We start from the raw sequence: 11,914 nt of genomic DNA on the forward strand, positions 1-11,914 counted from the left end.
GGGAGGATTTCATTATGGAAAAGAAAAAATGGTCATTTGTAAACGCGGAAAATGTCGTACCCTATGTATGTGACGAGACCTACAGCTCCAAGCAGCTGACCGGCGACGAGCTGGCAGGCTTCCCGGTGATTAACATCAACGAGGGAACCTTAAAGGGCGGCTGCCGGACCGGCGGCGGAGCTCACGAGGACACCGAGATCTACTACATCGTAGAGGGAACCGGCATCCTGTGGCTGGACGAGGACAGCATTCCGGTGAAGCCGGGCGATATCATCGTAATTCCGCCCCACACCTTCCACTGGATTGACAACACCATGAACAAAGAGGACTTTAAACTCTTTACCCTGTGGCCGAAGCAGGAGCAGAACGAGGTATACTTTGTCCGCAAGAAGGCATGGGGAACTTCTATGAAATATGTGGATGAGGACTATCTGAAAAAGCGCATTGAGGCCGGAGAGAAAAAATGAAAATAACCGTAATCGGAGATCTTCTGTACGATTGCTTTATCTGGGCAGATCGACTGCCGCGAAAGGGCGAAACCGTAAGCGGATACCGCAGTGGATTCTTCGCCAGCGGCAAAGGCGGCAACCAGGCGGCGCAGGCTGCGAAGCTGGGAGCTGACACCTTTATGATAGGAAAGGTAGGCTGTGATGAGCGGGGAGAAATCCTGATTCACACCATGCAGACGGCAGGCGTGTATACCGAGTTTATCACAGAGGATCCGAAAGAAAATACAGGAACGGACTGCGTTCTGGTAGATAAGGACGGCAACAACGCCATCATAGTCGCGCCTCAGGCCAACAGTAAGATTACTGTGGAAGAGGTGCGGCGGGCGAGAGCGGTGATCGAGAGCTCTGACGTGCTTTTAAGCCAGCTCCAGATCAACGAGGAAGCCATTACCGAGGCGCTGACCATCGCCCATGAGGCGGGGGTCACCACGGTGCTGAATCCCGCGCCGGCCAGAGCGATCCCGAAATGCTATTACGAGCTTGCGGATTACATTACTCCCAACGAGACCGAGGCCGAATTTTTCACCGGAATCCTGCAGAAGGATTATTCGGAAAATGAGTGGATCAAGCGGGTCACGGAGGAGTATCATAAGCTTGGAGCAAAAAATGTAATTCTTACACTGGGAGAGAAGGGCTGCGTCTATGCGGGAAGGGAGAGCAGATTCCGCGTTCCGGCATTTCCGGTGGAGGCGGTGGATTCCACGGCGGCAGGAGATTCCTTCAACGCGGCCTTCTGCGTAAGCCTGGCGTCCGGCATGGAGCTTCGGGAGGCGCTGGCCTACGCCAACGCGGCGGGCGCGCTGACCGCGTCGAAGCACGGCTCGCTTCCGTCCCTGCCTGATAAGGATGACGTGACAGAATTTATGAAAAGGAGAAAAACATTATGAAAATCAGTCGCTATTTTGATTCCGCAATTTTAAAACCCAATATGACCGAGGATGAGGTGAAGCAGGCCATCAAGGACTGCATCGCATGCGATTCCTACACCGTATGCGTACGTCCCTGCGATATCGCGCTGGCAGTAGAGATGTGTAAAGGCACCAATACTAAGGTCAGCTGCGTTCTGGACTTCCCTCATGGCGACAGCACCGCAGAGGGCAAGGCGGCTCTGGCAGAGCTCTACGCACCCACCGGCGTGGCGGAGATCGATATGGTTATGAACTACGGCTATGCCCGTTCCGGTAAATGGGACGAGGTAAAGCGCGGTATCGACGGCGTGGTAAAGGCAGCCAAGAAGCATGGCGTAGGCGTAAAGGTTATTTTTGAGACCTGTGAGCTGACCGAGGAAGAGATCCGCAAGGGAACCGAGATCTGCATCGAGGCAGGCGCGGACTTCGTAAAGACCTCCACAGGTTTCGCGGCATCCGGCGCAAGCATGGAAGCGGTATCTACGATGCTGGACGAGGCAAAGGGCAGAATCAAGGTAAAACCCTCCGGCGGTATCCGCAATTACGAGACCGCAAAGAAGTATGTGGACATGGGCGCATCCCGTCTGGGAATCGGCTTTGGATCTGCGCTTAAGATCTGCGAGGGAGAAAAAGAGGCAGAGAAATAGAACTGAGAAGCAAACGGGAAAGGAAGATTACGTATGAAGTTTATGGATCGTGTGAGAGGGACACGGGTAGAAAAGGATTCGGCTGCTGTCTTCTGGCTGGGACAGGCGGGATTTCTGATTAAGACGGCAGAGGGCAGACAGATTGTGATCGATCCCTATTTTTCGGATTGCGTGGAGCGGCTGATTCCCGAGGAGGGACTGGGCTTCAAGCGCCTGATGCCGCCGCCCTGCGAGGCCGGTGAGCTGGATACGGACGTACTGATCATTTCCCATGAGCATAACGACCATTTCGACGTGGACGCAGTGGGAGATCTGATCAAAGCGAAGACGGAAGTGTACACCAACTGTATCGTAGCCAAGGCCCTGGGGGAAATGGGCTTCGACCAAAACAGAATCCATGTGATGAAAAAGGGCGAGAAGATCGAGCTTTCCGAGTTTTCGATTCTGCCGGTGGACTGCGATCATGGCGAGCTGGCTCCCGAAGCGCTGGGCTTCATTCTGGATTTCGGATTTTCCAGACTGTACTACGCGGGAGATACGGCGCTGACGCTGCCGCGGCTTCAGGTTCCCATGGAGATTCAGCCGGAAGCGGCGATTCTTCCCATCAACGGAGCCTTCGGCAATCTGAATGGAAAAGAGGCCGCGAAGTACGCGGGTCTTCTGAAATGCAAGGTGTGTATCCCCTGTCATTTCTGGACCTTCCCGCTCCACCATGGTGATCCGCAGGAAATCATAGAGCATATGGGTGAGAGCGCACCTGATTGCAGGCTTATGCTTCTTTGTCAGGGTGAAAGCTTTCTGTTAAAAAAGTAATGAACTGACAAAAGAGCAGTGCTGACAGAATTCTCCGGAGAGAAGGAAGTCAGCACTGCTCTTTGTTTGAAAAGATGTGTCCAGCCGGAATCGTCGTTAAGTATTTATTAATTTCATGAAAAAATTGTACAAAAAGAAGTACAAAAAATCCATTTACCTCTTGCATAACAGGATTGTACGTGATATAATGCAATCGGTTGATAAAAAAATATCAATATTGTGAAAAAAATCACGTTGGGATGAGACGAGAAAGAGTGAGGTAACAGTATGGCAAATGAAACATCAAATAAGATCGTAGTAATTGGAGCTGGAAATGTAGGCGAGACTATCTGCTATACCCTGATGCTGCGGGCACAGGTAGGAGAAATCGTTCTGGTAGACGTAAACGAAGATCGTGCGAAAGGTGCAGCCCTGGATATCTCACACGGAACCGCTTTCTACAGCCAGGTACGCGTTCGTCAGGGCGGATATGAGGAGTGCGCGGACGCCAAGATTATCATTGTTACAGCGGGTGTTCCCCGGAAGCCGGGTCAGACCCGTCTGGAGCTTGCGAAGGTAAATACCGGAGTGGCAAGAAGCATTGCGAAGAACATCATGAAGTACGCAAAGAATCCGCTGATTATCGTGGTATCCAACCCGGTAGACGTGAATACCTATCTGATTCAGAAGGAAACAGGCCTGTCTCCGGAGCGGGTTATCGGAACCGGAACTTCTCTGGATACCGCGCGTTTCCGCTATCTCTTAAGCCAGCGCGCGAACGTAGATATCCGTGATATTCAGGGTTATATCCTGGGTGAGCATGGAGACAGCCAGGTACCGATCTGGAGCAGTGTCAACGTAGCAGGCGAGACCATCGACCATTTCCTGCCGGAGGATCCGAAGGAAAAGGAGGAAGTAAAGGACGCTATCGCACTGAAGGCAAAGACCGGCGGCGCGGACGTTATCTCTCTGAAGGGCGCAACCTTCGACGGAATCGCCATGTCCACCTTCCGGATTGTAGAATCCATTCTGAAAAATCAGAATACCGTACTTCCGGTGGCACACGTGCTGGGCAAGGAATACGGAGAGGAGCTGGAGGGATCCTGCATCAGTATCCCCTGTGTAGTCAACGCGGATGGAATTGCCAAGGCGATCAAGATTACCCTGACAGACGAGGAGCGGGAACAGGTAGAGCATTCTGCAGAGGTTCTGAAAAACTTCATCGACGACGTTATGAAAGAAGATTAAAAAGCACAAAAAAAGAACCGGACTTTTCGGAGTCCGGTTCTCTTTTTGTGAGACAGGAAATTTTTCGGAATTCCCTGTCTCACAGGTGCAAATGGCAGGTTAAGTAGACAAAGTTAGATTTTTCCTTCTGCTTTCAGCTGGAGTAAAATGTCAACAATGTGCTGGGTACTGTCGGCGATGTAGACGCCGGCTTCACCAAGAGCCTTTTCCTTGCTTGCGGCGCTTCCGGTTCCGTCAGCAGAAACAATAGCGCCTGCATGACCCATGCTGCGTCCCTTGGGAGCGTTTTTTCCGGCGATCAGGGCAACGACGGGTTTGGTAAAGTGATCCTTGATGTAGGCCGCTGCAAGCTCTTCCTCGCTGCCGCCGATTTCGCCGATGATAACTACGGCTTTTGTATCAGGATCTGCTTCAAAATCCGGAAGAAGCTCTACAAAGGTAGTGCCTGGAATCATATCGCCGCCGACGCCGACACAGGTAGACTGTCCGATACCATTGTCTGTAAGCATCTTTACGGTTTCATAGCAGTTGGTGGCGCTTCGGCTCATAACACCTACATTTCCGGGAGAGAAGAAGTAACCGGCCATGAAACCGGCCTTGGTTTTACCCGGTGAAATGACGCCAAAGGAGTTCGGTCCGAACAGCTTTACCCCTCTGGCCTTTGCCAGGTGGTAGCAGAACATCATATCGTGCACAGGAACGTGCTCAGCGATGGTAAATACCATTTTCATGCCGGCGTTGATGGCCTCCAGTACGGAATCCTTCATAAATTTTGCCGGAACAAAGATGACAGTTGCATCAGCGCCTGTAGCCGTCATAGCTTCCTTTACGGTGTTGAATACAGGAACACCACAGACCTCCTGTCCGCCCTTACCCGGGGTAACGCCGCCTACAACCTTGGTTCCGTATTTGAGCATCTGCTCGGTGTGATAGGAGCCTTCGCGACCGGTAATACCCTGTACGATTAATTTTGTGTTTTCATCAATTAAAATACTCATAGTCTGTCCCTCCTATCTGCAAGAGCTTTTACGCATTCCCGCAAACCGGGCACAGATACGATATCTACATCCTGAATGCTTGCAATTGTAGCCAGTCCGATGTCCTTGTTGGTTCCTTCCATGCGGACTACTACAATTTTGTCCTGATGTGCTTCTTCCAGAGCCATCTTAACGCCGCCTGCCACTTCATCACAACGGGTGATTCCGCCGAAAATATTAATAAGCAGAGCCTTGGCGCCCGGAGTAGACAGAAGGATGCGGACAGCCTCCTTAATACGGTCAGAGGTAGCGCCACCGCCTAAGTCGAGCACAGCGCTTACCTTCATGCCCTCCTTGGTAATCAGGTCAATACAGCTCATCAGCATACCGGAACCATTGGAAACAACGGTAACGGTTCCTTCCGGATCCACCGGAATATAAAGGAAATTGTATTTCGCGGCTTCTTTAATCAGAATATTGTCCGGCTGCAGCTTTTCAGCAAATTCCCGGATGTCAGGCAGACGGAACAGAGCGCTGTCATCAATATCAATTTTTCCATCCAGAGCTACCAGCTTATCTTCCGCATTGATAACCAGAGGGTTAATCTCTACCAGCATACAGCTGTAATCCATGAACGCGGCATACAGCTTTTTCAGCATATCAGCCAGCTGTTTTTTATAAGACAGATCCATGCCGGAGCGGGAAAGCAGTTCGATTGCCATATAGTCCTTGATGCCAACAAAAGGATCTACAACGATTTTGATGATTTTGTCCGGATCTTCCTTGGCAGTCTGCTCGATTTCCATACCGCCGTTGGCAGAGAAAATGATAATCGGGCATTTTGTCAGACGATCCAGCATGATGGACAGGTACAGCTCGGTTTTGTTATTCTCAGATTTTTCTACAATCAGAAGCTGGTTTACTTTATAGCCGCGGAGTTCGCTGAAAAGCAGATCCTCGCAGTGCTGCTTCGCCTCCTGTGGGGTATCAGCAAAGCGGATACCACCCGCTTTGCCGCGACCACCGATCTGAACCTGGGCTTTTACAACCACAGGATAAGACAGGCCGGCTTTTTCAATTTCCGCATCCATATTTTCAGAGGAATCGATGACACAGCCGTTCATGGTAGGAACACCGTATTTGTCAAAGAGCTCCTTCGCCTTATACTCTAATAATTTCAAGTTTTATTCCCCCCAGATTTCTTCATCGGTCGGTGCAACAGCGCCCGGTCTTACAGTAGCGATGCGGCTTACATTGAAGAGGTGTCTCCAGCTTAAGTTCTCGCTGATGGTATTGCCGCCCCAGCTTCCGCATCCGAGGGTAGTAGTAGCGGATAAGCTGTTGAAGAGGCTGCCGCCGTTGTTGGTAGCACAGATCTGATTAATCAGGAAACGGGATACCGGAAGGAGCTCAGCAGCCTTCTCGATATGTGCCTGGTTATTGGAATGGATAGCTACGCTGTGACCACGGCCTGCCACACTCAGATTTGCGTCTGCAATTGCAATCGCCTCATCCCAGGTATCATAGGTGTACAGAGCCATAACCGGACACATTTTTTCTTCAGAGAAGTAGTCATCCTTGCCATATGCAGGTGCTTTTACCAGAAGTACGCGAGTATCCTCCGGAACATCGATACCGGCTGCGGCTGCAACCTTTAATGCGGACTGTCCAACCAGATCCTTATTCATAACGCCGCCCGGGAACATGGCGCTGCGAAGAGCGTCAACCTGTGCGGGATCGTCGATCAGAACACCGTGATTTTTCTTGTATTCCGCAACCAACTCATCCACCTTGGAAGCGGGGGTGATAGCATTCTGCTCACCAGAGCAGATGATACCATTATCGAAGCAGCGGCCATCGATAATCATCGGAACAACCTTAGCGTAATCCACATCCTCATCCAGAATACACTGTACGTTTCCTGCGCCTACACCATAGGAGGGTTTTCCGGAAGAATAAGCAGCTTTTACTACGCCCGGGCCTCCGGTAGCCAGAACAACGTCACAGGTCTTCATCAGAAGTCCGGAGATTTCCATGGTCGGCTCCGGTACGCACTGAATCAGATTTTCCGGCGCGCCAAGCTTAGCCAGACGCTCGTTGATCAGTTCGACAGTTTTGGTGCTGCAGGCTTTAGAACGGGGATGCGGTCCGACAATGATAGCATTACGTCCCTTGACAGCAAACATAGCGTTGCACATGGGAGTAACAATGGGATTGGTGGTCGGAGTAATAGCGGCAACAACACCCATGGGCTTTGCAACCTCAATGATACCCTTTTCCGGATAACGGTTAATGATGCCGACACTCTTGCCATGCTTCATATCGTTCCAGATAACACGTGCCTTGCCCATATTTTTGGAAACCTTGTTTTCGTATACGCCCATGCGGGTTTCGTCTACAGCCATTCTGGCCAGTAACTCAGCATTGTCGTAAACGGTTTTCGCAATCTCGCGGCAGAGAACATCAACCTGCTCCTGGGTATAGCCTTCAATAACCTTCTGTGCAACACGGGCTTTTTCAACGAGACCTTCTACATATTCTTTTGCTTCCATAATTTATACCTTCCTCTCATTTATAATGGCTGTGCCATATTATGTTTAAAAGTGACTGCCTACTTTGTGCAGGGCAGTGTGGAGCCGCCGTAGGGCATTACAATGACACTTGCGTTCTCGCCGTAGCGGGAGAGCGCGGAATCAAGCTCTGCCTGCAGATCCTGACAGGGCTTCAGGTGGATGCTGCGTACAAAATCAGCGTCCATGTCGCTGTAGAGATAGATATCTGCCTTTTCCAGAACCATGGCGATGGCAGCGGCCTTGTGGCCTCCCAGCTGGAATTCGCGGGAGATATGCTCAATCATATCGTGGGCCTTCTCGTGACCGGTCATCCATTTTTCAAAAACTTCTGCGCCCAGTCCCTCTTTCGAAGAGGCAGCCCAGAGAATACAGCCGCCGTCCTTTACCGCATGCTTTGCGTTGTCCAGAGCCTTCTGAGCCTGGTAAAGATTGATATCCTTGGGATATCCGCCTGCAGAAACGATTACGATGTCTGCCCGGTGGGGAATCTGGATTTTGTAAAGCTGATCCAGAAAGCGGCAGCCCTCTCTGTGGGCCTTAATAAAATGTCCGGCCACACAGCGGCGAATGCGTTTTTTCTCATCCAGAATTACATTTACAATAAAGGTAATAGGAACAAAACGTTCACATACCTCGTCAATATCTTCGCGGATGGGATTGCCCTCGATAGCGCCTGCCTTTGCTTCGGCCTGCACCATGCGGGAGTGATTGCACTGGATGGCGTTCCGGGTGGATACGCCCGGCATAATGGCCTTGGAGCCTCCGCTGTATCCCGCAAAATAATGAAACTCAATGTTGCCGAGACAGATACGGACGTCTGCCTCTGCCACATCCCGATAGATATCAACAGGGGTTCCCCGGCTGGTAGTCCCCATATGTACAAAATCATCCTTGGAGTCTACACATTTTACCCGGTTAAAGACCTCTTCACCTACCAGATGAATCATTTCCTCTCTGGTATGGGCGCGATGGCTTCCGAGAGCGAAAATGATGGTAATATCGCTGTCAGAGATTCCTCCGCGGTTCAACTCCTTAAGAACAGGCGGAAGAACCAGGTAAGAGGGAAGAGGCCTTGTAATATCGCTGGTGACGATGGCTACCTTCTGACCCGGAGACACCAGATCCTTTAACCGCTCGGTGCCAATGGGATGTTCCAGTGCCCTGATTACTTCCTCTGTGCCCACAAGGTCCGTCTGGACCTCGTTGGGCAGAAGCGTCTGAAGAAAATGTCTGTCCGGGATAGAAAGCTCAAGATCTTCTTTTCCATAGGGAAGTTGTACTATCATTTAAAATCATCCTCAATTTCCTGATATGCTGCGACAAACTGTGTGAAGAATGCTACAAACGGGGGATACTCGTAGAGATTCTCCCAGGTGAGAAGTCCCTCGTCCGGTGTACAGATTGCTTTGTTGAATACATCGCTGGTCTTCAGAACCTCCAGGTATTTCTCCTCTATCGGCTGATCCATGAGAGAATCGAAGGGAGTCGGCTCTGCGTCAAACTGATTGATCTTTCCGGTAACCGTAGTAATCAGAACAGGAGCGCCGCCAACCGGTGCAAAGGAATTCTGAATGTGCCACGGTCCGCGGACTGCGGCAGTCATAATGGAAAGGTTCTTGTAACCTTTTTCAGCCAGAAGCCGGTAGGACTTTCTAATCACAGCTTCGGCACCGTGTTTCGCAATATCCTTGGCATTCTCAACACCCTTTGCTTCCAGTTCCTTTGCGATCTGATCATCCAGCTGGCCGCCCATCAGAACCAGGTATCCGTTTTTCTTACCCTTGCTGAGAATTTCAGCAAATCTCAGGTGCTGGGTTACAGTAAAGTTCAGGGTCATACATAATTTGTAATTCTTTTCCAGAAGAATGCGGGCAGCTTCCAGAGCGGCTTCCACAGCCGGGAGCTTGAATACTACGTTGGGCTCCTCTACACCGAGTTCCTTTTTCATGGCGTCATACCAGAACTCCACCTGCTTAATCATAGCGTCTGTATCCTTGATATCGCGCGGGTCTACCTGCATGCACACAAAGCCGTACTGCTTGTCGGTTGCCTTGAAAATGGGATACAGGGCTCTTGCGCTGATGGCACAGACCTTAGTAAACATCTGCGCTGCCATAACAGCAGGTGTGGCACCGGCATTTTCCCGTTTGATTTCGGCAATCAGCTCCTGGTAATAATCCGGAAAATCTTTCTTGAAAAGCTGAATTTTGCATGGGTTGCTGGTAACCCAGCGGGCGCCTCTTCTTAAGGAGTGTGTTAATCCGGAAGCATAATCATGACCCCATACGGTATTGGCCTTTCCTTCCTTATTCAAATCGCACAGCTTCTTCGTTGCGCTGGAAGCGATGGCTTCAATTTCCTTTTCGCCCTCTGCAGCAGCTTCGGCAGCGCCAAAATCCTTTGCGAACGCAAGCAGATTGTTGGAAGCAGCCGTAATATCCTCTGTTTTTACCAGGTCAACCAGAACCCATTCAGCCAGCCAGGAGCGAAGATCTACGGCTACGTCTACGGCTGTTTTCAGATAAAAATCTTTTCCCTCCGGATTGTCTGCCATCAGGGCCTTGAGCTCGGTTTTAAGAGTCTCTAACTGTTTGGAAAAATCAGCAGCTGACTCCGGAAACAGAATCGGATTGCGTTTTTCAATTAAAAACTGGTTCATATCGAATCCTCCTTTGGTGTAATTTGATGATTTAGCACTATTCGCACAAATTTGGTTTTTTATTTCAACCGTTACTTGAATTTTATGCTTCAAAATTCTGTATGTCAATAGAAAATATACAAAAAAAGATGGTTTTTAAAAAGCCAGAAATTATCGTATATAAGGCGTTTATGCGATGATTCTATTGCTGAAAATGAATAAAAATGCATAATCAAAGAATAAATATTCAATTTAAAAGAAGAATAAAAAATTGGTTTTTTTTAGACCGTTGTGTAAATGGTGGAGAAAATACGATACCAAGCTAATGAAGAGCTGCTGAAAAAATATAAGATGTATAAAAACACATTTATAAACGAAAAAAAGCAATGTATAATAAGCATGATATACAATAAAAATAAAGTGATAAAAATACAATGGGTAATAATAGACAAATGAAAGGCGGGTTTTTTTAAAACCGCTTGACAATATATACAAAAGACGCTAACCTAAAAACATAAAGTGCTCGAGATTAAAAAATAACAAGGAGAAAGGGGATTTTATATGAGAGCAAAAAAAGTTTTAGCGCTGGCGGTAAGCGCGGTTCTGGCAGTGGGAATGCTGAGCGGGTGCGGAGGTGAGAAAGCGTATCCGAGCAAAAACATTAGTGTCATTGTACCGTTTGGAGCAGGTGGAAATACGGATATGTCCATTCGCGCACTGCTGAACACAGCTACAGAGAAGGTAGACGACAAGTACACGTTCGTTGTTGAGAACAAGACAGGAAACGCAGGTCTGGTAGGAATGGAGGCCCTTGCAAATTCTGACGCCGACGGATATATCCTGGGAGCTACCTGTATCGACCTGATGTTACATATGTGTTTCGGACGTACCGAGACTACGATGGATGATTATATTCCGATTGCATGTACTATGGCAGATCCGTATGGACTGGTTGTAAGTGCATCCAGCCCGAATTACAAGACATTGGAAGAGTTTGTGGATTATGCAAAAGCAAACCCGGGCAAAGTTAAAGTAGGCGATTCCGGTGCGGGCGCAGCTCCGAATGTTGCCGCAAAGGCATTTGAGATGTACTTCGGCGTGCAGTTTGACATTTATAGCTACGATGGCTCCGCTGATTGTGTAACGGCTATTGAGAACGGCGAAATTGACGCAACCTTTACACAGCCGAGCCCCGCAGTTGCTTCCCTGAAGGCAGGCACGCTGAGTATGCTGGGTGTTCTGGCCAATGAGCGTCTGAGCGGATTCCCGGATGTTCCGACTATCGTTGAGACATATGGCGAGGATTACAATCTGGTTATGATGGGATGGGTTGCGCTGACAGCTCCGAAGGGCACTCCGGATGAGGTTATCGAGACTCTGAGCGATGTAATGGGCAAAGCGCTGCAGACGGACGAATACAAAGAGCAGATTCAGTCCCTGGGAATGGAATATATTGTACTGTACGGCGATGAGCTGACCTCTTTCCTGGCAGACCAGATGGAATTCTATGAAAAGGTTTGTGCTACTATCGAATTATAAAATCAAAATCTGAATACATAATTTTACTTGAGTAATGACTTGAAAGACATATGTTATGTGTTTAATGAGAACAAATGGTCATC

The 11,914-nt window shown here is 49.3% G+C and carries 11 protein-coding genes; 6 read left to right on the top strand and 5 right to left on the bottom strand.

Annotation, left to right across the window (positions count from 1 at the left end; all coding sequences use genetic code 11):
• Window positions 1-14 precede the first annotated feature (14 nt).
• The 5 genes from WMO29_RS12425 (at window position 15) to WMO29_RS12445 (ending at window position 4,104) form a co-directional block, all read left to right on the top strand.
• Complete coding sequence (locus WMO29_RS12425) at window positions 15-467, top strand: cupin domain-containing protein (protein WP_349165010.1); 453 nt, start codon at window positions 15-17, stop codon at window positions 465-467.
• Entirely contained in the window at window positions 464-1,396 is a 933-nt protein-coding gene (locus WMO29_RS12430; RefSeq protein ID WP_349165011.1) for a ribokinase, read from the top strand. The genes WMO29_RS12425 and WMO29_RS12430 overlap by 4 nt, the downstream gene beginning before the upstream one ends.
• Complete coding sequence (gene deoC, locus WMO29_RS12435; RefSeq protein WP_349165012.1) at window positions 1,393-2,064, top strand: deoxyribose-phosphate aldolase; 672 nt, start codon at window positions 1,393-1,395, stop codon at window positions 2,062-2,064. Before WMO29_RS12430 ends, deoC begins: the two co-directional genes overlap by 4 nt.
• Before the next feature lie 33 nt (window positions 2,065-2,097).
• Window positions 2,098-2,877 carry an MBL fold metallo-hydrolase gene (locus tag WMO29_RS12440; RefSeq protein WP_349165013.1) on the top strand — a complete coding sequence of 260 codons (780 nt, stop codon included), beginning with the start codon at window positions 2,098-2,100 and terminating at the stop codon, window positions 2,875-2,877.
• A gap of 267 nt (window positions 2,878-3,144) precedes the next feature.
• Entirely contained in the window at window positions 3,145-4,104 is a 960-nt protein-coding gene (locus WMO29_RS12445; RefSeq protein ID WP_349165014.1) for an L-lactate dehydrogenase, read from the top strand.
• 113 nt (window positions 4,105-4,217) lie between these two features.
• Here the strand turns inward: WMO29_RS12445 and sucD are convergent, their stop codons facing one another.
• The 5 genes from sucD to WMO29_RS12470 are packed head-to-tail and all read right to left on the bottom strand — an operon-like array spanning window position 4,218 to window position 10,313.
• Entirely contained in the window at window positions 4,218-5,102 is an 885-nt protein-coding gene (gene sucD / locus WMO29_RS12450; protein ID WP_349165015.1) for a succinate--CoA ligase subunit alpha, read from the bottom strand.
• Complete coding sequence (gene sucC, locus WMO29_RS12455) at window positions 5,099-6,262, bottom strand: ADP-forming succinate--CoA ligase subunit beta (RefSeq protein WP_178039836.1); 1,164 nt, start codon at window positions 6,260-6,262, stop codon at window positions 5,099-5,101. The genes sucD and sucC overlap by 4 nt, the downstream gene beginning before the upstream one ends.
• Window positions 6,263-6,265: 3 nt before the next feature.
• The gene (locus WMO29_RS12460; protein WP_178039835.1) at window positions 6,266-7,633 is read right to left on the bottom strand and encodes an aldehyde dehydrogenase family protein; all 1,368 of its coding nucleotides are present in this window, start codon (window positions 7,631-7,633) and stop codon (window positions 6,266-6,268) included.
• 59 nt (window positions 7,634-7,692) lie between these two features.
• Complete coding sequence (gene larAH6, locus WMO29_RS12465) at window positions 7,693-8,940, bottom strand: nickel-dependent malate racemase, LarAH6 family (protein ID WP_349165016.1); 1,248 nt, start codon at window positions 8,938-8,940, stop codon at window positions 7,693-7,695.
• On the bottom strand, window positions 8,937-10,313 hold the full coding sequence (locus WMO29_RS12470; protein ID WP_349165017.1) for a transaldolase family protein: 1,377 nt from the start codon (window positions 10,311-10,313) through the stop codon (window positions 8,937-8,939). Before WMO29_RS12470 ends, larAH6 begins: the two co-directional genes overlap by 4 nt.
• A 540-nt stretch (window positions 10,314-10,853) precedes the next feature.
• Between WMO29_RS12470 and WMO29_RS12475 the strand changes: the two genes are divergently transcribed.
• Window positions 10,854-11,831 carry a Bug family tripartite tricarboxylate transporter substrate binding protein gene (locus tag WMO29_RS12475; protein WP_349165018.1) on the top strand — a complete coding sequence of 326 codons (978 nt, stop codon included), beginning with the start codon at window positions 10,854-10,856 and terminating at the stop codon, window positions 11,829-11,831.
• Window positions 11,832-11,914: the final 83 nt, after the last annotated feature.

Origin of the sequence: Laedolimicola intestinihominis, from assembly GCF_040096155.1 — a bacterium.
GTDB lineage: Bacteria > Bacillota > Clostridia > Lachnospirales > Lachnospiraceae > Laedolimicola > Laedolimicola intestinihominis.

Coding starts and splice junctions, on each gene's coding strand:
- WMO29_RS12425 (WP_349165010.1), top strand. CDS start 15: ATGGAAAAGAAAAAATGGTCATTTGTAAACGCGGAAAATGTCGTACCC.
- WMO29_RS12430 (WP_349165011.1), top strand. CDS start 464: ATGAAAATAACCGTAATCGGAGATCTTCTGTACGATTGCTTTATCTGG.
- deoC (WP_349165012.1), top strand. CDS start 1,393: ATGAAAATCAGTCGCTATTTTGATTCCGCAATTTTAAAACCCAATATG.
- WMO29_RS12440 (WP_349165013.1), top strand. CDS start 2,098: ATGAAGTTTATGGATCGTGTGAGAGGGACACGGGTAGAAAAGGATTCG.
- WMO29_RS12445 (WP_349165014.1), top strand. CDS start 3,145: ATGGCAAATGAAACATCAAATAAGATCGTAGTAATTGGAGCTGGAAAT.
- sucD (WP_349165015.1), bottom strand. CDS start 5,102: ATGAGTATTTTAATTGATGAAAACACAAAATTAATCGTACAGGGTATT.
- WMO29_RS12460 (WP_178039835.1), bottom strand. CDS start 7,633: ATGGAAGCAAAAGAATATGTAGAAGGTCTCGTTGAAAAAGCCCGTGTT.
- larAH6 (WP_349165016.1), bottom strand. CDS start 8,940: ATGATAGTACAACTTCCCTATGGAAAAGAAGATCTTGAGCTTTCTATC.
- WMO29_RS12470 (WP_349165017.1), bottom strand. CDS start 10,313: ATGAACCAGTTTTTAATTGAAAAACGCAATCCGATTCTGTTTCCGGAG.
- WMO29_RS12475 (WP_349165018.1), top strand. CDS start 10,854: ATGAGAGCAAAAAAAGTTTTAGCGCTGGCGGTAAGCGCGGTTCTGGCA.